Source organism: Bradyrhizobium sp. 2TAF24 (assembly GCF_052115025.1).
In the GTDB taxonomy this organism is placed as follows: domain Bacteria; phylum Pseudomonadota; class Alphaproteobacteria; order Rhizobiales; family Xanthobacteraceae; genus Bradyrhizobium_A.
In genome coordinates, this window is record NZ_JBFRFW010000026.1 from 42,576 (window position 1) to 65,109 (window position 22,534).

Here is a 22,534-nt window from a genome sequence, read left to right on the forward strand (position 1 = left end):
GCACGGGCGCATGCGCTGTCCGAGTTGCAATAGTCTCGATACGCAGGTCAAGGATTCACGGCCGACCGAAGATTCGTCCGTGATCCGCCGGCGGCGCGTGTGCATGGCCTGCAATTTCCGCTTCACCACCTTCGAGCGCGTGCAACTGCGCGAGCTCACGGTGATCAAGCGCAATGGCCGCCGGGTGCCGTTCGACCGCGACAAGCTCGTCCGCTCGCTGCAGATCAGTCTGCGCAAGCGGCCGGTCGACCCCGAGCGTGTCGAGAAGATGGTCTCCACCATCGTGCGTGAACTGGAAAGCGGCGGCGAGGCGGAGGTGTCGTCGGAAGCGATCGGCGAGATCGTGATGGAGCACCTGCGCGAGCTCGACGACGTCGCCTATGTGCGCTTCGCCTCGGTCTATCGCAATTTCCGCGAGGCCAAGGATTTTGAGGCCGTGCTCGGCGAGCTCTCGAGCGACGACGACCCGCGCGCGCTGCTCCTGCGAAAATGATCTTCCGCATCCTGGAAACCAAGGTCGCGGGTGAGCTCGCGCAGGCCAGGAGCGCCAGCAGGGAAGCCGACGAGCGCTACATGCAGCTGGCGCTGGCGTTGGGCCGGCGCGGCCTCGGCCGCACGTGGCCGAACCCGGCGGTCGGTGCGGTGGTGGTCAAGGACGGTATCATTGTCGGGCGGGGCTGGACCGCGCCCGGCGGCCGGCCCCATGCGGAGCCGCAGGCGCTGCAGCGCGCGGGGGCCGCGGCGCGCGGCGCCACGCTTTATGTCACCCTCGAGCCATGCTCCCACCACGGCAAGACGCCGCCCTGTGCGGACGCCATCGTCGCCGCCGGCATCGTCCGCGTCGTGAGCGCGATCGAGGATCCCAATCCGGACGTGGCAGGCCAGGGCCATGCGCGGCTGCGCGCCGCCGGCATCAAGGTCGATGTCGGCCTCGGGGCGGAGGAGGCGGCGCGGGACCATGCCGGGCATTTCCGCTGCGTCCGCGACAGCCGGCCCCATGTCATCCTCAAGCTCGCGGTGTCCCGGGACGACCGCATCGCGAGCGCCGGCCACCAGCCGGTCGCGATCACCGGCGAGGCCGCGCAGGCGCGGGTGCACCTGTTGCGGGCGCAGAACGACGCCATCCTGATCGGCGTCGGCACCGCGCGTGCGGACGATCCGCTGCTCACCTGCCGGCTGCCCGGCATGGTGGCGCGCTCGCCGGTGCGGGTGGTGCTCGATACCCATCTGCGGCTGAAGCCGGCGAGCCGCCTTGCCGCATCGGCCCGCCAGACCCCGCTGTGGGTGCTGACCGGTGCCGCCGCGGAAGCTCCGGCCGCCGCCATTCTCGGCGCCGAAGGCGCGCAGGTGATCCGCCTCGCCACTGGTCCCGCCGGGCTCGCGCTCGACGCCGTGCTGCGAGAGCTGGCGAAGCGCGGCATCACCCGCCTGATGGTGGAGGGCGGCGCGCAAGTCGCGGCCTCCTTCGTCAGCGCCGGCCTCGTCGACGAGGTCTGGCTGCTGCGCGGGCCACAGACCATCGGCGACGATGGCGTCGCCGCACTGCACACCCTGCCACTGTCGACCATCACGGCGTCGCCGGCGTGGCGCGTGCGCCGCACCGAGACGCTGCAATCCGACCTTCTCACGATTTACGAGCGAAACTGATGTTCACAGGTATCATCACCGACGTCGGCGAGATCAGCCGTTTCTCGCCCACCGCCCAGGGCCAGCTGCACCGGTTGCGGATCGCCTGCCGCTACGACCAGAGCACCATCGCCGACGGCGCCTCGATCGCCTGCAACGGCGTCTGCCTCACGGTGGTCGGCTCCGGCGTCGCCGACGGCCAGACCTGGTTCGACGTCGACGCTGCGGCCGAGACGCTGCGCATGACCACGGCACAGCACTGGCAGCAGGGCACCCGCCTCAATCTCGAGCGCGCGCTCAAGATCGGCGACGAGCTCGGCGGGCACATCGTCGCCGGCCACGCCGACGGCATCGCCACCATCGTCGCCCGCGACGACCTGCCGGACATGGCGCGGTTTGAGCTGCGCGCGCCGCGCGAGCTGGCGCGCTTCATCGCGCCGAAGGGCTCGATCACCCTCGACGGCGTGTCGCTGACCGTCAACACCGTCGCCGACGACCAGTTCTCGGTTCTGATCATTCCGCACACGCTGACCGTGACCACGCTCGGCCGCTGGCGGCAGGGCCAGGAGATCAATATCGAGGTCGACCTGATGGCCCGCTACGCCGCGCGGCTGACCGAGATGCGGGCATAGATCGCGAACCTCGCGGCAACGCGAAAACAGAACCCGGGGGCGGCAGATGTTGCGAGACGCCGGCACCCGGGAGCCTGTCGATCCGCGCGACGCCCTGACCATCGCCCGGATCGTTCGCGTCAACCATGCCGGCGAGTTCGGAGCGATCCGGATCTATTCCGCCCAGATCGCCGTCGCCCGCTGGTTCTGGCCGGATTGTGTCGCGGCCCTGACCGAGATGCGCAGACACGAGCGCACCCATTGCGCAATGTTTCGGGCGGCGATGTCGTCCCGCCGATCGCGTCCATGCCGCGTGATGCAGCTCTGGAGCTGGGGTGGCTGGCTGCTCGGCCTTGTCACGGCGCTGCTCGGTCGCCAGGGCATCTGGGCCTGCACGGCCGCCGTCGAGGCCACGGTGCATCGCCATCTCGACGACCAACTGCACTTTCTCTGCGATCGGGATGCCGAGCTGCATGGCATCGTCCTCTCGATCCGTGCGGAGGAAATCGCCCACCTGCATCATGCCGAAGAACAGTTGCGGGCCCCGGGCAGGGGAGTACGATTGCTACGCACGATCATTGCGATCGCGACGGATGGTCTGATCTGGTTGTCGACCTGGGGTGATTCACAGCGGATGGCATGGGCACTGAAGTCGGCAAAATCCTGAAAGTCGCGTGTTCTCAGAGGGTTTGCAGTGCAATATTGGCTTGGCTTCCGGGGCCGGTGCGACTAAAACCCCCGGCACCCCTGACGACCGACATGGATTGAACACCGATGGCCGACGCCCGCCGCGCCCCGCTGAAAGACCAGACCGACATTCGCGGCGCCCGCGCGCTGATCGTGGAAGCGCGCTTCTACGACGACATCCAGGACGCGCTGCTCGACGGCGCCCGCGTGGAACTCGAGGCCGCGGGCTTGACGCGCGACGTCATCACCGTGCCCGGCGCGCTGGAGATTCCGGCGGCGATCGCGATCGCGCTCGATGCCGCGGAGAAGGCCGGCAAGCCCTATGACGCCGTCATCGCGCTCGGCTGCGTGGTGCGCGGCGACACCATCCATTTCGAGATCGTGTCGATGGAATCCTCGCGCGCGCTGATGGACCTTGCGGTCGCGCGCCGCATTCCGCTCGGCAACGGCATCATCACCGTCAACACCGACGAGCAGGCCTGGGCGCGGGCGCGCCGCGGCGAGCTCGACAAGGGCGGCGACGCGGCACGGGCCGCGCTGGCGATGCTGCGCATCAAGCGCCGTCTGGCGAAGGCCTGACGCCATGGCCGATTCCAAACCAGCGCCGAAGAAGGACGAGCCCAAGAAGGCCAACCGGCGCGGCGCCGCGCGGCTCGCGGCCGTGCAGGCGCTCTACCAGATGGACATCGCCGGCGCCGGCCTCAACGACATCTTCGCCGAGTTCGAGAGCCACTGGCTCGGCAACGAGATCGAGGGCGACACCTATCTGCCCGCCGAGGCGGCGTTCTTCCGCGACGTGGTGTCCGGCGTGGTCAACGACCAGGCGCGGATCGATCCGCTGCTCGACGACATGCTGAACAAGGGCTGGCCGCTGCAGCGCATCGACGCCATCCTGCGCGCGGTGCTGCGCGCCGGCGCCTATGAGCTCGAGCACCGCAAGGACGTGCCGGCCCGCGTCGTCATCAAGGAGTATGTCGACGTCGCCAACGCCTTCGTCGACCGCGACGAGACCGGCCTCGTCAACGCCGTGCTGGACCAGATTGGCCGCCAGTTCCGCGCCGAAGAGTTCACCCGGACCGGCGGCTAGGCAATGGGTGCGCCCGGATCGGCCAGCTCCGGTGAGGATTCGCTGATCGCGCGCTACTTTCGTCCGCTGGCGACCGACCCCGGTGCCTTCAACCTCGTCGACGACGCCGCCGTGCTCGCCGCCGGCGGCGATGACCTCGTGGTGACCACCGACGCGGTGGTCGAGGGCGTGCATTTCCTGCCCTCCGATCCGCCGGACACCATCGCGCGCAAGGCGCTGCGGGTGAACCTGTCCGATCTTGCGGCGAAGGGCGCCGTGCCCGCCGGCTTCGTCCTGACACTGGCGCTGCGCGACGCGGCGGATGCGTGGCTGTCGCCATTCGCGGCGGCGCTCGGCGAGGACGCTGTCGCATTCGGTTGCCCGGTGCTCGGCGGCGACACCGTGTCGACGCCCGGGCCGCTGATGATCTCGATCACCGCGTTCGGCCGCGTGCCGCAAGGCGCCATGGTCCGCCGTGACCGTGCGCAGGCCGGCGATCGCATCTTTGTTTCCGGCACCATCGGCGACGCGGCGCTCGGCCTCGATGTGCTGCGTGGCGGAAAATCCGCCGCCGCGCTCGCGGCCGATCCGTCGGCCGCCGCGGTGCTCGCCGCGCGCTATCGCGTGCCGCAGCCGCGCAATGCGCTGGCGCTCGCCGTGCGCGCACATGCCAGCGCTGCCATGGACGTCTCCGACGGGCTCGCCGGCGATCTCGCCAAGCTCTGTGCCGCGTCCGCCGTGTCGGCGCAGGTCGCGGCGGACGCGGTGCCGCTGTCGGCGCCGGCCCGCGCGGTGCTCGCTGCGGGAGCGGCGAGCCGCGAAACGATTCTCTCCGGCGGCGACGATTATGAGATTCTCTGTACCGTTCCGCCGGACGGCAGCGCCGCATTCTCCGCGGCCGCCGCTGCCGCGGGTGTCGCCGTCACGGCGATCGGAACGGTGGGCGCAGGCACTGCCCCGCCGATCTTCTTCGACGGGCAGGGCGCCCCGATTGTGCTGTCACGGCTGTCCTACAGCCATTTTTGAGCGGCCTTGCGCCTGTCGGCCCGTGTGCCGGCGCCCGGCGCGCACGGCCATTTTCGAGCGCTCTGGCGCGCCGCAGTTAGACCTTGGACCAATTGTGGAGCGAATCGGAGCGCGGCCCGCCCGGTGGCGTTGCACCGCCTATGTGATTTTGGCATGCTTCGTGTCGAATTAAGGCAGCGACCTGCCTTGCGGCAGGCCTGCCTTATTTTTTGACGCCCATCCTTCGGGGAAAACAACGGGCGTCATGGGGAAACACATAAGGATCGAGGCTGCATTCATGACTACTTTGTGGGTGATTGTGCTCGCCGGGGCACTCTCCATCGTCTACGCCATCTGGGCGACCTCGTCGGTGCTGGGGGCCGACGCAGGCAATGCGCGCATGCAGGAAATCGCTGCTGCAGTGCGTGAAGGCGCTCAGGCCTATCTGCGCCGCCAGTACACCACCATCGCCATCGTCGGCGTCGTGATCTTCCTGCTGCTGGCCTATTTCCTCGGCGTGCTCGTCGCGGTGGGCTTCCTGATCGGTGCGATCCTGTCGGGAGCCGCCGGCTTCATCGGCATGAACGTCTCGGTCCGCGCCAACGTGCGCACCGCCCAGGCGGCGACCAAGTCGCTCGCCGGCGGCCTCGAGCTCGCCTTCAAGGCGGGCGCGATCACCGGCCTCCTGGTGGCCGGCCTCGCGCTGCTCGGCGTGACGCTGTATTTCGGCTACCTGACCGAGATCCTCAAGCTCACGCCCAACAGCCGCACGGTCGTCGACGCGCTGGTGGCGCTCGGCTTCGGCGCCTCGCTGATCTCGATCTTCGCCCGTCTCGGCGGCGGCATCTTCACCAAGGGCGCCGACGTCGGCGGCGACCTCGTCGGCAAGGTCGAAGCCGGCATTCCCGAGGACGATCCGCGCAACCCGGCGACCATCGCCGACAACGTCGGCGACAATGTCGGCGACTGCGCCGGCATGGCCGCCGACCTGTTCGAGACCTATGCGGTGACCGCGGTCGCCACCATGGTGCTCGCGGCGATCTTCTTCGCCAAGTCGCCGCTGCTCACCAACATGATGACACTGCCGCTCGCCATCGGCGGCATCTGCATCATCACCTCGATCATCGGCACCTTCTTCGTGAAGCTCGGCGCCAGCCAGTCGATCATGGGGGCGCTGTACAAGGGGCTGATCGCCACCGGCGTGCTGTCGCTGGTCGGTGTCGGCCTCGTGATCAACCACCTGGTCGGCTTCGGCCCGCTCGCGGGCGTCAGCTACAGCGGCCTTGCCCTGTTCGAGTGCGGCGTCGTCGGCCTCGCGGTCACCGGCCTGATCATCTGGATCACCGAGTACTACACCGGCACCGACTATCGTCCGGTGAAGTCGATCGCGCAGTCCTCGGTCACCGGCCATGGCACCAACGTGATCCAGGGCCTTGCGATCTCGATGGAGGCGACCGCGCTGCCTGCGATCGTCATCATCGCCGGCATCCTGATCACCCACAGCCTCGCCGGCCTGTTCGGCATCGCCATCGCCACCACCACCATGCTCGCGCTCGCCGGCATGATCGTGGCGCTCGACGCCTTCGGCCCGGTCACCGACAATGCCGGCGGCATCGCCGAGATGGCGGGATTGCCCAAGGAGGTGCGCAAGTCGACCGATGCGCTCGATGCGGTCGGCAACACCACCAAGGCGGTGACCAAGGGCTACGCCATCGGCTCCGCCGGTCTCGGCGCGCTGGTGCTGTTCGCCGCCTACAACGAGGACCTCAAGTACTTCGTCGCCAATGCGGCGCCGAACTCATACTTCCAGGGCGTCGCGCCTGACTTCTCGCTGAACAACCCGTATGTCGTGGTCGGCCTCTTGTTCGGTGGCCTGCTGCCCTACCTGTTCGGCGCGATGGGCATGACGGCGGTCGGCCGAGCGGCCGGCGCCATCGTCGAGGAGGTGCGCCGCCAGTTCCGCGAGAAGCCCGGCATCATGCAGGGCAAGGACAAGCCTGATTACGGCAAGGCCGTCGACTTGCTGACCAAGGCGGCGATCAAGGAGATGATCATCCCCTCGCTGCTGCCGGTGCTGTCGCCGATCGTCGTCTACTTCCTGATCTACGTCATCGCCGGCGGCGGCGCCGCCGGCAAGTCGGCGGCGTTCTCGGCGGTTGGCGCCATGCTGCTCGGCGTCATCGTCACCGGCCTGTTCGTCGCGATTTCGATGACTTCGGGCGGCGGCGCCTGGGACAACGCCAAGAAGTACATCGAGGACGGCCATTTCGGCGGCAAGGGCTCGGACGCCCACAAGGCGGCCGTGACCGGCGACACCGTCGGCGATCCCTACAAGGACACGGCGGGCCCCGCCGTGAACCCGATGATCAAGATCACCAATATCGTGGCGCTGCTGCTGCTCGCGATCCTGGCGCACTGATCCCGGAGGCCTGAACCAAACGGGGCCCGTGGCGCTGCGCCACGGGCCCTCTCTTTTGAATTTCGCGCCATGATTGCTTAAACTTGGCGTCAGCATTGCCACGGTGGCGCGCGCTGCCGTTGTTGGGGAAGGGGGACGCGCCATGCCCATCTGGTCGACTGATGCGCTGCCGCCCGCAGAGCGTTTTGCCTACTGGCGCGAGGTGCGCGCCAAGCATCTGTTCGGGGTGTCCGCCGAGCTCGAGGTGGACCAGCGCGCCGCCTTCCGCGGCGAGTTCTCGGCCGAGCCTCTCGCCGCGGCCACGCTGGTGGAAATGCATGCCTCGCCCTACTGGGTGCGGCGCACCGGCGAGGACATCTCGCGCGCGCCGGGCAACAGCGTCTGCATCTACCAGCAGCTCGGCGGGGCGGCCTGGTTCGGCACGAGCCGGAAAACCGAGTTCACCGTCGCCGCCGGGGCCGTCGCCACCAGCCATACGGACTTGCCCTATGCCACGCGCCCGACCACCGAGGCGGGCTTCCATCTGCGCATCCTGAAGATTCCCTTCACCATCTGCGTCCCGTTCGTTCGGCGCGACGGCGATCTGTCGCCGCAGCTGGTCGGCAACGAGCGGCGGCTGAGCTCGCTGCTGTCCGCCTGCTTCCCGGCGTTCCTCAACCAGGCCGCAACCCTGACGGAGGCGGATCTCGACGCCGCCGTGGTGGCGCTGGCGCAGATCGCGCTCGGCGTGCGCGGGCTGCTCGCGCCCACCGACGAGGCGCTGCGGCTTGCGGTTCGCCAGGTGCGGCTGATCCAGGCGAGGGACCTGATCAGCCAGAACTTCCGGCGCGGCGACCTGACCCCGGCGCGGATCGCCGCGATGCTGGAGATTTCGGTCCGCCAGCTGCACCTGCTGTTCGAGCCGACGGGCACGACCGTGGCCCGCCATCTGACGGCGCTGCGCCTCGCCCACGCCCAGGCGCTGCTCGCCGAAGCACCGGCGCGGCCGGTCTCGGGGGTGGCGTTCGCCTCGGGCTTCGACAGCCTGGCGACGTTCTACCGCCTGTTCCGCAATGCCTTCGGCATGGCGCCGATCGAGTATCGGCAGTCGGTGAGTGGGGTACGCTAACCGCCGGCTTGCTTCGTCCCGTTCGTTTTTTTGCGGCCGGCACCCAGCTCGCTGCGCTCGTTGAGACGACTCTGTCGTCGAACCCCGCTAGGTTGCCGCCCGCTGTGTTAGGCAACGAGGGGCGTCATGAAGCGCACTATTTTTCTGGTATCCGTGGCCATGGTTCTGTCGGCGACCGCAAGTCGGGCGGAAACGATCGATCTGGCGACGCTGAGCTGCAAGCAGTTTCTGGAGAGCGGCGAGGACAGCATCAAGATGGTGCTGACCTGGATGGACGGCTGGTACAAGGGCGACAGCAACGAGGCGATCATCGACACCACCGTGTTCCTCGAGAACGCCAAGAAGTTCGGCGCGTTCTGTGCCACCAACCCGAACATCAGCATCGTCAACGCGGCCGAGAAGATTCTCGGAAAGTAGTCCGGTCATCGGGCCCTGATGGACGTCATCCCGTGGGGCAGCGCACGGTTGCCGCGCTGCCCGCACGAATTGTTGCGTTGCATCAATGTATGGCCACCGGCGGCTGGCTTCCGTCAGTTGGCAGTTTGATGACAAACGCAGCGGTTGCTCACGAAATAAAATCCGCGCGGCGATGGAAACCGTGTCGGGGTCTGCAAGTTATGATGGCGCGTTCAGCAGGGAGCACGCGACCATGGGGACCGACAATCGCGATCCGTTCGAGCAGGGCAAGCTGGCGAAAATCAATCGCCCGCGCGAACACGAACAAGGCCCGCGCAATCCTTATCCGGAAGGCTCCGAGCAGCATCAGCGCTGGGAAGCGGGTTACAAGTTCGTGCAGCAGGGGCTGGCCGCGGTCTGACGCGGCGCCGGCACATCCTTGAGACCGGCACATCCTGTGATCAGCCGAGCGATGATCAGGTGAGGCATGTTCAGTTGAGGCCGCACGGCGGGCGCCCCGGGCGCGCCGCCGCCGTCGTGTTGTGGCCGCGCATCCCCGCGGCGCGGTCAGCCGATCAGTGGAACGACAGCAGCTTGAACAGCGGCGTCAGGTAGCTCATCTCCTGGCCGGAGGTCGGCGTGGTGCGGCTGATGAAATCGAAGATCTTGCCGTCCTTCAGGCCGTAATTGGCGAGCCGGGTGACATGCCGGTTCTTGTCGAAATACACCGCGATGACCCGCTGATCGACGATCTGCTGGTTCATGAAGGCGATCTTCCGCTCGGCGCGCTGGGAGATGTAATAGAAGACTTCACCGTTCAGCGTCGCGACGGTGGAGGGGGTGCCGAGCACGATCAGCACCTGATCCTGGCTGGCGCCGATCGGGATCTGCTCCAGCGCGCCTTCGGGCATGATGTAGCCCTTCTGGTACTGCTCCTGGAATGCACCGCAGCCGGTCAGGGCCACGCAGGCCGCGGTGGCGGCGAGCACGAGGCCGAGCAGACGGGCGGGGCTGCGCGAGAGGCGGCCGTGCGGCTGCCGGAGGGCGGCGGTCTCGTCCGCGCGGGCGACGTCGTTCGACAAGGTCTTCAATTCGGTCATTCCGGGGCTCGCCCCGTCCTCTTGCATCACGCGGGGCATTGACGTACCGGGCAGGGCGCTGCCTTGACAAGACCCTTTGGGATCACCCCGCGGAACCGGTAATGCTTTGGCCCTTCAAACGCTTTCTGAATCCCCAGACGCCGTTGCGCGGCACCATTGAGGCCATCTATGGCATGATCGTGGCGCAGGCACGAGAACCGCTGTTTTATCAAGCACTCCACGTGCCCGACACAGTTAATGGCCGCTTCGACATGATCGTCCTGCATTTGTGGCTCGTGCTGCGGCCGCTGCGGGCGGCGGAGGGCGGCGCGGTGCCCCCCGAGGGCCTGGGGCAGGGCCTGTTCGATCGCTTCTGCAGCGACATGGATGCGAATCTACGGGAGATGGGTGTCGGGGACCTGACGGTGCCCAAGCGCATGCAGAAATTCGGCGAGGCGTTCTATGGCCGTACCGCAGCCTACGACAAGGCGTTCGCCGCCGGGCGCGGCGCCATGGCGGACGCGCTCGCCCGTAATGTGCTGAACACCACCGATCCGGCACTGGCCGCCGGCCTGTGCCAATATGTCGAGGCAGCCGCGACCCGGCTCGACGCCCTCGACGGCGCCGCGCTGCAGGCCGGTGCCTTTCGTTTCCCGGCCCCGCAGGGGCCGGCATGACCCGCGAGAAAGACATGACACGCGACAAGGACTTCAAGCGCGACAAAGATGCCAGGCGCGAGAAAGATGCGCGCGGTGCCGCGGCCCATCCCTGGAGCGTCCGCATCGCCGTGGACGAGATTCCCGAAGCCGGCCAGCATGCCGCGCTCAGCGCCGACGCGGCCCAGCGCGCCGCCATGGCCGGGCTCGCCGGCCTCAGGGATATCGCCGAGGCCAAGGCCAGCTTCGACCTGCGTCCCGCCGGGCGCGGGCGGATCCATGTCACGGGGCGGGTGAGCGGCCGCATCGGCCAGACCTGCGTCGTGACCCTCGAGCCGCTGGAGAGCACGATCGACGAGCCGGTCGACCTGCTGTTCGCCCCCGAGGACCAGGTCGCGGCCATCATCAAGGCGATGGAGCAGGAGGCGGAAGCAACGGATGAGGAGCCGGACCCGCCGGAGGCGATCACCGACGGGACCATCGATCTCGGTCAGCTGGCTGCCGACGTGCTGTTCCTGGGAATTGATCCCTATCCGCGTAAACCCGGCGTGGTGTTCGAGCCGCTGGTGACCGCCGAGGACCCGGAAAGCCATCCGTTTGCGGCGCTCAAGGCCCTCAAGGATGCGCCGTCGGCCAAGCCGTCCGCCGGCAAAGGGCCCAAAAACGACACCGAAGCCGGCGATTAGGGCAAGCCAACGAAATGCAAGGCGGAATCGCGCCCCCAAAACCCGCGTCAAGAGTTGTATAGGGGCGCGGACAGGGTATTGTCGCGGCCCGCGAGGGCCATTCAAGGCTCCGCGGCGCTGCCCAGGCGGCGAAGGCTCAAGGCGCCACTCTTAGGGGCGCAAACATCGGATTGCCGGGACGTTATGCCTCAAAAGGTTCGAATCGCGCTGGACGCCATGGGGGGCGATTTCGGTGCGTCCGTGGTCGTTCCAGGGGCTGCGATCTCGCTGACGCGACATCCCGATAGTGAGTTCGTGCTGTTCGGCGACAGTGCGCTGATTGGCCGCGAGCTCGACGCCCTGCCGGCGCTCAAGGCGGTGTCGCGGGTGGTGCACACCGACGTCGCCATCAGCGGAAGCGAGAAGCCGAGCCAGGCGCTGCGCCGCGGCCGCAAGACGTCGTCGATGTGGCTGGCGATCGACGCAGTGAAGAAGGGCGAGGCCGATGTCGCCATCTCCGCCGGCAACACCGGCGCGCTGATGGCGATGGCGCGGCTGCACCTGCGCATGCTGCCGGGCATCGATCGGCCGGCGCTCAGCGCGGTGTGGCCGACGCTGCGCGGCGAATCCATCGTGCTCGATGTCGGCGCCTCGATCGGCGCCGACGCCCAGCACCTCGCGACGCTCGCGATCATGGGCAGCGCCATGGCACGCGTGCTGTTCGATCTCGAGCGGCCGACCGTCGGCCTGCTCAATATCGGCGTCGAGGAAGTGAAGGGGGTCGAGGAGGTGCGCGAGGCGGCTGAGCTGCTGCGCGCGCTGAACCTGCCGCAGATGGATTTCATCGGCTTCGTCGAGGGCGACGGCATCGGCAAGGGCGCCGCCGACGTCATCGTCACCGAAGGCTTCACCGGTAACATCGCCCTGAAGACCGCCGAGGGCACCGCGCGGCAGTTCGGAGAGTACCTGCGCAGCGCCATGACGCGCACCTGGAGCTCCAAGCTCGGTGCGCTGATGGCGCGCGGCGCGTTCCGCGCGCTTCGCGAAAAAGTCGATCCCAACAAGGGGAACGGCGGCGTCTTTCTCGGACTGAACGGTATCGTGATCAAGAGCCATGGCGGCGCCAATGCCGCGGGCTTTGCGTCCGCCGTGGACGTCGGTTACGAGATGGTCAAATACGATCTTCTGACCAAGATCAATCAGACACTTCATCGCGAAGGCGCGGCGCTCAATCTGGCGCCCGCCGCTCAGGAGGCTCTCTCGTGACTGTGACGCGTTCGGTCGTGCTCGGCTGTGGGTCGTATCTGCCGGAGCAGATCCTGACCAATGCGGAGTTGGCGCAGCGGATCGACACCTCCGACGAATGGATCGTGCAGCGCACCGGCATCCATCAGCGCCACATCGCCGCGCCCGGGGAGTTCACCTCCCATCTCGGCACCAGGGCGGCGCAGGCGGCGCTCGCCAATGCCGGCGTCGACGCCCAGTCGATCGACCTCGTGGTGCTGGCAACCTCGACCCCGGACAACACCTTCCCGGCGACGGCGGTGGCGATCCAGCACAACCTCGGCATCCATCACGGCGCCGCGTTCGATCTGCAGGCGGTGTGCTCGGGTTTCGTGTTCGGGCTCGCGACGGCTGACAACTTCCTTCGTACCGGTGCGTTCAAGCGCGCGCTGGTGATCGGCGCCGAGACGTTCTCACGGATCCTCGACTGGAACGACCGCACCACCTGCGTGCTGTTCGGTGACGGCGCCGGCGCGGTGGTGCTGGAGGCCCAGCAGCATTCCGGCGCGCCGACCGACCCGGGCATCCTCACCACCCACTTGCGCTCCGACGGTCGCCACAAGTCCAAGCTGTATGTCGACGGCGGCCCGTCCTCGACCCAGACGGTGGGACATCTGCGGATGGAAGGCCGCGAGGTGTTCAAGCATGCGGTCGGCATGATCACCGATGTCATCGTCGACGCCTTCGAGGCGACCAGGACGACTGCCGACGATATTGACTGGTTCGTGCCGCACCAGGCCAACAAGCGCATCATCGATGCGTCAGCACACAAGCTTCATATTGCACCGCAAAAGGTGGTATTGACGGTCGATCGCCATGGCAACACCTCGGCGGCCTCGATCCCGCTGGCGCTGTCGACGGCGGTGGCCGAGGGCAAGATCAAGAAGGGCGACCTCGTGCTGCTGGAGGCCATGGGCGGCGGCTTCACCTGGGGCTCGGCCCTGGTGCGCTGGTGAGACGCTATCCATTTGACTAAAGTTTTTCGGGCTTACCCTATTGGCAATTTGGTTGTGAGCGGAGTTGACCCTAGGCGGGTAAACTCCTAATTTCAGACACGAATTGATCTTCCAGCAGCGATTATCTCGCCGAATTTGGGGCAGGCGATGGCCGGAACCGGAAAAACTGTGACGCGCGTCGACTTGTGCGAGGCGGTCTACCAGAAGGTGGGCCTGTCGCGCACGGAGTCGTCGGCATTTGTGGAACTCGTGCTCAAGGAGATCACGGATTGCCTCGAACGGGGCGAGACCGTGAAGCTGTCGTCGTTCGGCTCCTTCATGGTGCGCAAGAAGGGGCAGCGGATCGGACGTAATCCGAAGACCGGAACCGAGGTTCCGATCTCGCCGCGGCGTGTGATGGTGTTCAAGCCGTCGGCGATCCTCAAGCAGCGTATCAATGGCAACGGCGTCACCGCGGCAGCCGCGCCCGCCGCGCCGCCGAGCACGACCGCCGCGAAGGCGGAGTAGCTCCGCGGCGGCATGACGCCGCCCGCCCATCGTCCAGCCCGTGCGTCAGGCACGCGAATCCGATACGCAGGGATGCGCGCGGCGCGCTCGGAAGGGAAGGCGCATTGGACAAGGCACCGGACGCATTCCGCACCATCAGCGAGGTCGCCGACGACCTCGACATCCCCCAGCATGTGCTGCGCTTCTGGGAAACGCGCTTCAGCCAGATCAAGCCGATGAAGCGCAGCGGCGGCCGCCGCTACTATCGCCCCGACGACGTCGACCTGCTGCGCGGCATCCGCCGGCTGCTGTACGGCGAGGGCTACACCATCAAGGGCGTGCAACGAATCCTGCGCGAGCAGGGCATCAAGGCGGTGCAGGGCCTCGCCGACGAGACCGCGGCCGCGCCCTCGGCGATGGCCGAGCGGCCGCGCCCGGCCGCGCCGGCGCCGCAGCGGGCGGCCGCGGCCGCCGAGTCTGATGTCGATGATGATGAACGCGCTGACGACGACGACGGCGACGAGGATGCGGTCGCCGCCGACGCCCATGACGAGGGCGACGAGGCGGCGGACGAGGACGAGGAGATCGACGCCGCGGACGATGAGGCGGACGAGGACGAAGGCGAGGACGATGATGAGGAGGCGGAAGCGCCGCCGGTGCGCGCCGCTCCGCCGATCCCGCCGCAGCGGGCCGCCGGCCGCGATACCTCATTCACCGGGCGTGTCGAGCCCGTCCTGCACAAGGCGCCGGTTGCCCCGCCAGTGGCGCCCCGCGTCGCGCCGCCGCCCCCCGAGCGCCATCGCGAGCCGCCACGCGCCGGCCTGACGCCGGCCGACGCTGCGAAGCTGAAATCCGCGCTCGACGACCTCATGGCCTGCAAGCGCCTGGTCGACGACGCCCTCAAGGGCATGCCGCCGGAAATCTTTCCGGTGAAATAGGTGGGACGAGGGTCCTTGCGCCCCGGCCGGAACGACGCTACAGCATGCCTCTCGCCGCAAGGCACGGAGCGTAGCGCAGCCCGGTTAGCGCACTAGTCTGGGGGACTAGGGGTCGGAGGTTCGAATCCTCTCGCTCCGACCATTTTTCTCGATGCATTTTTCCTGGTGCATCTTTCCCGGCGAATGACCTCAATCCACACATCAGGTTCCTGTCCCCGAGCGTTTGCGGGGGCGCAGCGATGCGCCGCCCAGGGCGAGTTTCCAGGCTGCTCTTCTTGCCCGGTTAAAAGATGTATTTATAATGCATATTATTCCGAATGAGCCTTGATCATGCGTCTGACCCAATTCTCCGACTATGCCTTGCGTGTGCTGCTGTATGCGGTGGCGCGGGGGGAGGAGCTGATCACGATCGAGGAGACGGCGAAGCTCTACGGGATTTCGCGTGCCCATCTCATGAAGGTCGTGAGCCAGCTGACGCGGTCGGGCTTTCTCAAGGCCGTGCGCGGCCGCTCCGGCGGGCTGGCGCTGGCGCAGCGGCCTGAGCGTATCCGGCTCGGCGACGTCGTGCGCGCCACCGAGCCCGACTTTGCCATCGTCGAGTGCATGGGCGGCGACAACCACTGCCGTATCACGCCGGCGTGCAAGCTGCGCGGCGCACTGAATGAAGCGCTCGCGGCATTCGTCGCGGTGCTCGACGGCTATACGCTCGCCGATCTCATGCTCGATCCGCAGGAGTTCGGCATTCGCCCGGCAGCCTGACGCCGGCGGACAATCGAAGGACAAGACCAACGATGACAGATCTTCCCGAAGGCGGGCCCGAGCGGCGCGCGGCCATCACCGCGGCGATCAGTTCGCAAACCGGCATCGACGAGCCGATGATCGAGCGGCTGGTCAAGACGTTCTACGCGCGCATCCAGGTGCATCCGGTGCTCGGGCCGATCTTCGCCGCGAAAATCGAGAACTGGGACGAACACATCGACAAGCTCTGTGCGTTCTGGTCGTCGGTGGCGCTGATGACCGGCCGCTATCACGGCCATCCGATGCGGGCGCATCTGCGCCTGCCGATCGCGGCGACGCATTTCGATCAGTGGCTGGCGCTGTTCGAGGCGACGGCGCGCGAGGTCTGTCCGCCGCAGGCGGCCGAGCATTTTCTCGATCGCGCCCGCCGCATCGCCGACAGTTTCGAGATGGGCCTTGCGACCACCCGCGGCGAGATCTTCAGCCCGCGCCACAGCCGCGCGGTCACGCGCGCGTCCTGAAAACCGCGGGGTATATGCATCCCCAAAACGCATCGAGGCCGGCGTTGGCCGGCCTCGACAATGGAGTGCGGTGTGCGGGAGCGATCGGCGCTCAGCGGCGCACGATCAGGCCCTTCGGCGTGACCACCACCCAGCGGCCATCCTGGTAGCGCACCGCGTCGACGCGGCCGATGCCGGGCAGCGGGTCGCCGGGATAGGCTTCATAGAGTCCCATCGGGCCGTCGACGACGGCGGCGCCGTTGCTGACGCGGGTCAGTGTCCAGCCCTCGACGATCGGCGCCTTGGGCTTCGCCGCGGCGATCGATCCGGTGACATCGGCGGCGGGCGGCGCCGCGCTTGCCGTGCGCAGCTTGTCCTGGACCTTGTCCTGCGCATCGCCGATCTTGGCGACGCGGCTCGCGGTCTCGTCCTGGGTCTTTTCCACCTTATTGAGGCGTTCGCCGAGCATGCTGATCTGCGTCGTGCGGGTCTTGCCGGTGCGGTCGAGGTCGGACTTCATCGCATTGAGGTCGGCGTTGAGCCGGGCGACGGTCTCGCGCAGCAGCGCAGTCTCCTCGGCGGTCGCGGCCTTGACCTCGGGGGCTGCCGCTTGCGGCGCACTGGTGTGGCCGAAGGCGAAGGTGGCGAGGGAGCCGCCTGCCGCGCCGCACAAGGCCGCGACGGCGATGATGGCCGCCATGGCGGCGGCCCGGCGCCGGCGGTAGGGGCTGGTCCGTGCCTTGCGCGGCTCGGTCTCGTCGCCGGCGAATGCGACGCGCTCGGACGCTTCCGGGCGCTCCGGCCACAGGATCATGATGTTCGACGCGGGGCGTGCCGGCTCGGCGCTGTCCTGTCCGGCAGCGTGGTGCGGCGCGGGCAGGTTCGCGCCGGTCTTCGCCGTGGTTTCGGACTGGTCGGATGCCGCGGATGACGCGCTCTCCGGCTTGTCGTGGGCCTCACCGCCCTGGTCGGTGCTGTGCTCGGTCACGATGGATCTCCTTATTCCGTTGATTATTTAGTGACCATGATTGGTTGCGATCCCGTTACCAATTTGTGCATCGCGTTTGCCGAGATGACCGAGCCGTCTGTCAGCAACATTGCGACAGTGCTGATGGACGGCGGCTGAATAAATTGTGTTGGAGCTGGGGCAGGCGGGAACTTGTGCTGAACCGAACTGTTGATGACAGCGTCTTATGTGAAAGGCGTGGATCGGGAGACCATGTCGTCCGATCACGGGTGTGCAACCAGGCGCAAACAGGCGAATGTCAGGTCGGCCATGTCCCTGCTGCTCGGCATTGTCGTGACCATGGCGGTGTTGGCTGCCGCGTTCGCAGCGGTGGTGGCTTTCATCGTGACGTCACTGTCACGCAGCGCGCGCCTGATCGCCGCGCGCACCGGACGCGGGCGGCTCGAGGCCGTCATCGTGCATCCGCTGCATCCCAGGCCGCTGCGCCGTCGTGCCATCCGTTTCATGCAGCACCGCTCTGCGCCGCTGGTCGCCGTCAGCCGCGGCATGCTGCGATCGGTCCTCCACATCGCCTGACCGGCGTCGGCGAGCGTCTCCAGACATCAGCGAGCTCGTGGCCGCCGCACGCGATCCATGCCTGCGATTGACGCAATCGATCCGCGTTGCCGTGCGGGTGCGGCGGCCCTCAGGCGTTGAGATGAATGAAGTCGCGCAGCAGCGGATAGATCTCGGTGTTCCAGCGCCGGCCGCTGAACACGCCGTAGTGGCCGACGCCGGCCTGCATGTGGTGCTGCTTGCGGTATTGCCGCACGCCGCTGCAGAGGTCCTGCGCGGCGACGGTCTGGCCGATCGAGCAGATGTCGTCCTTCTCGCCCTCGACGGTCAGTAGCCCCATGCGGCTCACCGCCTCGGGGCGGACCGGGCGGTCGCGGTGCATCAGCTTGCCCTGCGGCAACAGGTGCTCCTGGAACACATCGCGGATGGTCTCGATGTAGAAATCGCCGGGCAGGTCCATGACAGCGAAATATTCGTCATAGAAGGTCTTGATGACCTCGGCCTTCTCGGTCTCGCCGTTGGCGAGGTGGTCCATCAGATCGAGATGCGACTTGATGTGGCGCTCCAGGTTCATCGACACGAACGCGGTGAGCTGGACGAAGCCGGGATAGACCTTGCGGAAGGCGCCCGCGCACTGCACCGGCACGCGGTTGATCATGTTCTGCTCGAACCAGCTCAGCGGCTTGCTCTTGGCGAATTCGTTGACCTTGGTCGGCTGGACGCGGGTATCGATCGGCCCGGCCATCAGCGTCAGGCTGGCCGGACGCGACGGGTGGTTGTCCTCCGACATCAGCGCCGCGGCAGCGAGCGCCGACACCGACGGCTGGCAGATCGCCACCATGTGCGGCCGCGGCCCGAGCTGGTCGAGGAAGGTGATGAGGTGCTCGGTGTAATCGGCGAGGGTGAACGCGCCGGCGTCGAGCGGGATGTCGCGCGGGTTGTGCCAGTCGGTGATGTAGACGTCGTGGTCCTGCAGCAGTGTCTGAGCGGTGTTGCGCAGCAGCGTGGCGAAATGGCCGGACATCGGCGCCACCAGCAGCACCCGCGGCTGCTCCGGCGCGCCATCCTTCCGGAAATGCAGCAGCGAGCCGAACGGCGTGGCGTAGGTGATCTCCTCCACCACCTCGCAGGCGCGGTTGCCGACCGTCACCGGCTTGAGGGCGTAGGGCGGGCGCGCATAGGTCAGCCGGCTGCGGGTGATCAGTTCCAGCGCGGCGGACAGGCGGCGGACGAACCGGCCCGACATGTCCGGCGGCAGCAGGCTGAGAGACTGCAGCGCCATCGCCGCGCCGCTGCGCCATGGATCGGTCAGTGCGGTATAGTTTTCAAAGGCCTGGTACATCATTCAGCACACCCGGCAGATTGGCCCTCCTGGCCATGCAAGTTCAACGCCAGTCCCGGCAGGGAGGTGCCGTGGGAACTGGCACGTCACTTGCTCCGCCAGGGATCAAGAGACCCCAACAAACGGCATCCGTGCGGGCATCGGCGCCCGTTTCGGGCAAGGAGGACAGGATGGCCCGGACCACACTGACCATCACCAGCAAGAACTACTCGTCGTGGTCGCTGCGCGGCTGGTTGCTGGCCCGCTTCGCGGGGCTCGATTTCGACGAGGTGGTGGTGTCGCCGGACGATCCGGCCACCCGCGCCGAGATCCTGCTGTTGTCGTCCTCGATCCTCGTGCCGTGCCTGCGCCATGACGGGGCGGTGGTCTGGGATACGCTCGCGATCGCCGAGTATCTCAATGAAATCAAGCCGGAGGCGGGGCTGCTGCCACAGGACCGGATCCTGCGGGCGCGCTGTCGTTCGATTTGCGGCGAGATCCATTCCGGGTTCGCCAACCTGCGCTCGTCGCTGCCGGTCAACCTCAAGGGACATTTTCCCAACTTCCGCATCTGGTCGCGTGCCCAGGCCGATATCGATCGCATCGTCACGCTGTGGAGCGATTGCCTCGCCGAGAGCGGCGGTCCGTTCCTGTTCGGCGAGCGCACCATGGCGGACGCGATGTACGCGCCGGTGGTGACGCGTTTCCGGACCTATGACGTTCGTCTCAGCAGCCGCCTCGACACCTATGCCGATGTCATCATGGCGATGCCGGAGATGCAGGAGTGGGTGGCGGCGGCGAAGCTCGAGCCGGCCGACATCGAGGAGCTCGAGGTCGATTTCTAGGCTGTTGCCTGCGCGCCGCGCTGCCCAGCAATGTGCCGGGCCTGCTCAACGCGCGTTCAGCGCGTGGCGCGCGCGACCGCCATAGGCGAGGCGGGCAGGGCGTGCGTCACGCCTGCGGCAATGGTCCTAAGTCGAGATGGATCAAACGGTTTCGGCCGCCTGAACGGATATGCGGCCGGACACGCGCCGCGGCCGCGGCGCAGTGGCGTGGTTTTCGCATATGCGAAGAGGGCCGCTGCGCCGGGTATGCCAGCGCTGCCGGTCCCTGACCCGCGCGCGCCGAAACCGCGCACGAACCCCCTGGAGGCCGCGATGAACTCCCATGCCGTTGTCAGCAAGTTCTCCCACGTCAAACCCGGCGACACCGCCTACGAGGGCGGTGGCCTGCGGGACTTCTTCCTCTACCGCGACCTCGGCATTGCGGACGCCACCGGCGGCCAGGTGATCGCGCATCTCGTCAAGGCCAACCTGCCGCCGAGCGACGGCACCGGCTGGCATCGCCACGACTGCAATTTCCAGATCGTGCTGATGATGAAGGGGTGGGCCAAGTTCATGTACGAGGACAAGGTCACGCTGGTGGAAGCGGGCGACTGCGTGCACCAGCGGCCGGGCATCGTGCACTACCTGTTCGACTACTCGCCGGACATGGAGTACCTGGAGATCGTCAGCCCCGCCGATTTCAAGACGGTCGACATGCCCGCGCCGACCGATCAGGTGCCGCCGGTGACGCCCTGGAAATGACCGGGCACGGCCGCCGCGCCATCGTGGCGGCCTCGCCGGGTGTCAGATGGCGCGTGCGTCGTAGGCGTACATCCAGTTCTGGCGGCTGGCGAACAGCGGCAGCAGCAGCCGCATCATCTGGTCGCGCACGAACGCGCCGGTGGCGCTGAACTCGCGCTTGCTGTTGCCGTTCTGGCGGGCGAGCGCGACGACGCGCTCGGTGCGACCGCGCCGCTCGTTCTCGAAGTGCTCGAACGCGACATCGGTGTCGCCGCCATGACGGGCGATCAGCTTGCCGAGGCGCGAGGCGTCTTCCAGCGCCAGCGATGCGCCCTGGCCGGCATGCGGGCTCGTGGCATGGGCGGCGTCGCCGATCAGCAGCACGCGCCGGCGATGCCACAGCGGCAGCGTTGCGACGTCGAGGGTGTCGGTGACCACGAACTCCTGCGCCGCATCGATCAATTGCGGGATCGGCGCGTGCCAGCCGTCGTGGAAGGCGAGCAGGTGATCCTTGATCGCGCGCGGGCCCATGGCGCGGAACGTGTTCGCGTCGACCCCGTTCGCGGGCTGGGTGCTCCACCACATCGCATCGCCGCCGTTCGGCCCGCCGCAGATGCCGTAGCCGAAAAAGCCGGAGCGGCCGAACGTCATGTGCATGTCCTGGCCGACGCCGGCGGCGTCCAGCAGCGCGCGCGGCACGAAGCCGCCGAAGCCGACGAGGCCGGTGTCGAAGGGGTGGGGGCCCTCCGGAAACAGCCAGGTGCGAACCGCGGAGTGGACGCCGTCGGCGCCGATCAGGATATCGCCTTCGGCGGTTTCGCCGTCCGCGAAGCGGGCGACCACCGGGCGCCCGGGAACGTCGTCGACCGAGGTCAGGCGCTTGCCGAAACGCAGGCTGGCGCCGCTGCGCACGGCTTCGTCGAGCAGGAGGTCCTGCAACGCGCCGCGGCGGATGTTGACCGCAGGCGCACCGAAGCGCGTCTCCATGTTGCGGTTGATGGCGCCGAGATAGCCGCCGCCCTGGGCATAGAACCGCATGCCGGTCGAGCAGCTGCCGGCCTGGCGCACCGCGCCGGCGAGGCCGAGCTCCGCCATCACATGCATGCCGTTGGGCGCGACCTGTAGGCCGCCGCCGATGTCGCCGGCTTGCGGGCGGCTCTCGAACACCTCGGCCGCATAGCCGGCGCGGCGCAGGAAAATGGCGGTGGCGGCGCCGGCGATACCGCCGCCGATGATCAGGGCCTTGCGCGTCATGTCGTCTTGCTCCGGTCGGCGCTGCAATGCTAGGAAATCACATGCGCTAATTATCTTAGATGGTAAGATATAAGATGGCTAAAATATGAAGCCCCCCGTGTCAAGGGGGCGGGAGCGCGCGGCGCTGCTGCAGGATCTCGAAACCGCGCTGCGGATGTCGTCGGCGCAGGGCACGCTGTTCAGCCAGGCGGTGGCGGACCGTCTCGGCATCGCCAGCTCCGACCTCGAATGCATGGACATCCTGCAGCTCGAGGGCCGGGTGACCGCGGGCCGCCTCGCGGAGGTGACGGGGCTGACCAGCGGCGCCATCACCGGCCTGATCGACCGGCTCGAGCGCGTCGGCCTCGTGCGGCGCGAGCGTGACGAGAGCGACCGCCGCAAGGTGTTCGTCGCGGTGGTGCCGGACAAGATCGCCGAGGTCGCAAAACTCTACGAGCCGATGCAGCGCGCGATGCAGAAGGCGTGGGCGGCCTACAGCGACGACGAACTGAAGCTGCTGCTGCGCTTTGCGTCCGAGAGCCACGCCACGCTGGTGATGCTGACCACCGACCTGCGCGCGCGGCAGGCGCCGGACAAAAAAAAGCCGCGCGGGTAGCGCGGCAGTGGTCGTCCGGAGTTGGCATGCCCCGTCAACCGCGGGGACATGTCCTGC

General features: G+C 67.6%; 27 protein-coding genes and 1 tRNA gene. 24 read left to right on the plus strand and 4 right to left on the minus strand.

Annotation, left to right across the window (positions count from 1 at the left end; all coding sequences use genetic code 11):
- The first annotated feature begins 10 nt into the window (after window positions 1-10).
- The 11 genes from nrdR (at window position 11) to AB4Z37_RS29450 (ending at window position 9,339) form a co-directional block, all read left to right on the plus strand.
- Entirely contained in the window at window positions 11-493 is a 483-nt protein-coding gene (gene nrdR / locus AB4Z37_RS29400) for a transcriptional regulator NrdR (RefSeq protein ID WP_441520258.1), read from the plus strand.
- On the plus strand, window positions 490-1,647 hold the full coding sequence (gene ribD, locus AB4Z37_RS29405) for a bifunctional diaminohydroxyphosphoribosylaminopyrimidine deaminase/5-amino-6-(5-phosphoribosylamino)uracil reductase RibD (protein WP_441520259.1): 1,158 nt from the start codon (window positions 490-492) through the stop codon (window positions 1,645-1,647). Before nrdR ends, ribD begins: the two co-directional genes overlap by 4 nt.
- Window positions 1,647-2,258: a riboflavin synthase gene (locus AB4Z37_RS29410; protein WP_441520260.1), complete on the plus strand. Its 612-nt coding sequence runs from the start codon at window positions 1,647-1,649 to the stop codon at window positions 2,256-2,258. The genes ribD and AB4Z37_RS29410 overlap by 1 nt, the downstream gene beginning before the upstream one ends.
- Before the next feature lie 46 nt (window positions 2,259-2,304).
- Window positions 2,305-2,904, plus strand: coding sequence for a demethoxyubiquinone hydroxylase family protein (locus tag AB4Z37_RS29415; RefSeq protein ID WP_441520261.1), 600 nt, complete (start codon window positions 2,305-2,307; stop codon window positions 2,902-2,904).
- A 107-nt stretch (window positions 2,905-3,011) separates the two neighbouring features.
- Window positions 3,012-3,503 (plus strand): 6,7-dimethyl-8-ribityllumazine synthase, encoded by a 492-nt coding sequence (ribH, locus tag AB4Z37_RS29420; RefSeq protein WP_441520262.1) that lies wholly within the window; start codon window positions 3,012-3,014, stop codon window positions 3,501-3,503.
- 4 nt (window positions 3,504-3,507) lie between these two features.
- Entirely contained in the window at window positions 3,508-4,011 is a 504-nt protein-coding gene (gene nusB / locus AB4Z37_RS29425) for a transcription antitermination factor NusB (protein ID WP_441520263.1), read from the plus strand.
- 3 nt (window positions 4,012-4,014) lie between these two features.
- Complete coding sequence (gene thiL / locus AB4Z37_RS29430) at window positions 4,015-5,016, plus strand: thiamine-phosphate kinase (protein WP_441520264.1); 1,002 nt, start codon at window positions 4,015-4,017, stop codon at window positions 5,014-5,016.
- Between the two features lie 277 nt (window positions 5,017-5,293).
- Window positions 5,294-7,414: a sodium-translocating pyrophosphatase gene (locus tag AB4Z37_RS29435; protein WP_441520265.1), complete on the plus strand. Its 2,121-nt coding sequence runs from the start codon at window positions 5,294-5,296 to the stop codon at window positions 7,412-7,414.
- A 142-nt stretch (window positions 7,415-7,556) separates the two neighbouring features.
- Window positions 7,557-8,522 carry a helix-turn-helix domain-containing protein gene (locus tag AB4Z37_RS29440; RefSeq protein ID WP_441520266.1) on the plus strand — a complete coding sequence of 322 codons (966 nt, stop codon included), beginning with the start codon at window positions 7,557-7,559 and terminating at the stop codon, window positions 8,520-8,522.
- A gap of 126 nt (window positions 8,523-8,648) precedes the next feature.
- A complete protein-coding gene (locus AB4Z37_RS29445; protein WP_441520267.1) occupies window positions 8,649-8,939 on the plus strand; it encodes an HdeA/HdeB family chaperone in 291 nt (96 codons plus the stop codon).
- An 85-nt stretch (window positions 8,940-9,024) separates the two neighbouring features.
- Window positions 9,025-9,339 carry a hypothetical protein gene (locus tag AB4Z37_RS29450; protein WP_441520268.1) on the plus strand — a complete coding sequence of 105 codons (315 nt, stop codon included), beginning with the start codon at window positions 9,025-9,027 and terminating at the stop codon, window positions 9,337-9,339.
- Window positions 9,340-9,493: 154 nt separating this feature from the next.
- Here the strand turns inward: AB4Z37_RS29450 and AB4Z37_RS29455 are convergent, their stop codons facing one another.
- Window positions 9,494-10,045 (minus strand): outer membrane protein assembly factor BamE, encoded by a 552-nt coding sequence (locus AB4Z37_RS29455; protein ID WP_441520293.1) that lies wholly within the window; start codon window positions 10,043-10,045, stop codon window positions 9,494-9,496.
- A gap of 74 nt (window positions 10,046-10,119) precedes the next feature.
- Between AB4Z37_RS29455 and AB4Z37_RS29460 the strand changes: the two genes are divergently transcribed.
- From AB4Z37_RS29460 to AB4Z37_RS29500, 9 genes are all read left to right on the plus strand, one after another.
- On the plus strand, window positions 10,120-10,674 hold the full coding sequence (locus AB4Z37_RS29460; RefSeq protein WP_441520269.1) for a ubiquinol-cytochrome C chaperone family protein: 555 nt from the start codon (window positions 10,120-10,122) through the stop codon (window positions 10,672-10,674).
- 14 nt (window positions 10,675-10,688) lie between these two features.
- Window positions 10,689-11,339 (plus strand): YceD family protein, encoded by a 651-nt coding sequence (locus AB4Z37_RS29465; RefSeq protein WP_441520270.1) that lies wholly within the window; start codon window positions 10,689-10,691, stop codon window positions 11,337-11,339.
- A gap of 183 nt (window positions 11,340-11,522) precedes the next feature.
- Window positions 11,523-12,584 carry a phosphate acyltransferase PlsX gene (gene plsX, locus AB4Z37_RS29470; RefSeq protein WP_441520271.1) on the plus strand — a complete coding sequence of 354 codons (1,062 nt, stop codon included), beginning with the start codon at window positions 11,523-11,525 and terminating at the stop codon, window positions 12,582-12,584.
- Window positions 12,581-13,558 carry a beta-ketoacyl-ACP synthase III gene (locus tag AB4Z37_RS29475; protein WP_441520272.1) on the plus strand — a complete coding sequence of 326 codons (978 nt, stop codon included), beginning with the start codon at window positions 12,581-12,583 and terminating at the stop codon, window positions 13,556-13,558. Before plsX ends, AB4Z37_RS29475 begins: the two co-directional genes overlap by 4 nt.
- 147 nt (window positions 13,559-13,705) lie before the next feature.
- Complete coding sequence (locus AB4Z37_RS29480) at window positions 13,706-14,065, plus strand: integration host factor subunit alpha (protein WP_441520273.1); 360 nt, start codon at window positions 13,706-13,708, stop codon at window positions 14,063-14,065.
- 104 nt (window positions 14,066-14,169) lie between these two features.
- Entirely contained in the window at window positions 14,170-14,982 is an 813-nt protein-coding gene (locus AB4Z37_RS29485) for a MerR family transcriptional regulator (protein ID WP_441520274.1), read from the plus strand.
- A 64-nt stretch (window positions 14,983-15,046) separates the two neighbouring features.
- Window positions 15,047-15,124 (plus strand) — tRNA-Pro (locus AB4Z37_RS29490).
- A gap of 188 nt (window positions 15,125-15,312) precedes the next feature.
- Entirely contained in the window at window positions 15,313-15,741 is a 429-nt protein-coding gene (locus AB4Z37_RS29495) for an RrF2 family transcriptional regulator (RefSeq protein WP_441520275.1), read from the plus strand.
- Window positions 15,742-15,773: 32 nt separating this feature from the next.
- Window positions 15,774-16,241, plus strand: a complete 468-nt coding sequence (locus AB4Z37_RS29500) for a group III truncated hemoglobin (protein ID WP_441520276.1) — start codon at window positions 15,774-15,776, stop codon at window positions 16,239-16,241.
- 91 nt (window positions 16,242-16,332) lie between these two features.
- Here the strand turns inward: AB4Z37_RS29500 and AB4Z37_RS29505 are convergent, their stop codons facing one another.
- Window positions 16,333-17,208, minus strand: coding sequence for a hypothetical protein (locus AB4Z37_RS29505; protein WP_441520277.1), 876 nt, complete (start codon window positions 17,206-17,208; stop codon window positions 16,333-16,335).
- A 288-nt stretch (window positions 17,209-17,496) separates the two neighbouring features.
- Here AB4Z37_RS29505 and AB4Z37_RS29510 point away from each other — a divergent pair, with 288 nt between their 5' ends.
- Window positions 17,497-17,763 carry a hypothetical protein gene (locus AB4Z37_RS29510; protein WP_441520278.1) on the plus strand — a complete coding sequence of 89 codons (267 nt, stop codon included), beginning with the start codon at window positions 17,497-17,499 and terminating at the stop codon, window positions 17,761-17,763.
- Between the two features lie 109 nt (window positions 17,764-17,872).
- Here the strand turns inward: AB4Z37_RS29510 and AB4Z37_RS29515 are convergent, their stop codons facing one another.
- Complete coding sequence (locus AB4Z37_RS29515; protein ID WP_441520279.1) at window positions 17,873-19,087, minus strand: polyhydroxyalkanoate depolymerase; 1,215 nt, start codon at window positions 19,085-19,087, stop codon at window positions 17,873-17,875.
- A 167-nt stretch (window positions 19,088-19,254) separates the two neighbouring features.
- On the opposite strand from AB4Z37_RS29515, the gene AB4Z37_RS29520 reads away from it, so the two are divergent.
- Together AB4Z37_RS29520 and AB4Z37_RS29525 are read left to right on the plus strand one after the other, a co-directional pair.
- Window positions 19,255-19,908 carry a glutathione S-transferase family protein gene (locus AB4Z37_RS29520; protein ID WP_441520280.1) on the plus strand — a complete coding sequence of 218 codons (654 nt, stop codon included), beginning with the start codon at window positions 19,255-19,257 and terminating at the stop codon, window positions 19,906-19,908.
- A gap of 312 nt (window positions 19,909-20,220) precedes the next feature.
- A complete protein-coding gene (locus tag AB4Z37_RS29525) occupies window positions 20,221-20,649 on the plus strand; it encodes a cupin domain-containing protein (RefSeq protein WP_441520281.1) in 429 nt (142 codons plus the stop codon).
- A 42-nt stretch (window positions 20,650-20,691) separates the two neighbouring features.
- Here AB4Z37_RS29525 and AB4Z37_RS29530 read toward each other — a convergent pair whose 3' ends face one another.
- Window positions 20,692-21,882, minus strand: a complete 1,191-nt coding sequence (locus AB4Z37_RS29530; RefSeq protein WP_441520282.1) for an FAD-dependent oxidoreductase — start codon at window positions 21,880-21,882, stop codon at window positions 20,692-20,694.
- An 85-nt stretch (window positions 21,883-21,967) separates the two neighbouring features.
- On the opposite strand from AB4Z37_RS29530, the gene AB4Z37_RS29535 reads away from it, so the two are divergent.
- Window positions 21,968-22,477, plus strand: a complete 510-nt coding sequence (locus AB4Z37_RS29535) for a MarR family winged helix-turn-helix transcriptional regulator (protein ID WP_441520283.1) — start codon at window positions 21,968-21,970, stop codon at window positions 22,475-22,477.
- The last annotated feature ends 57 nt before the right edge of the window (window positions 22,478-22,534 follow it).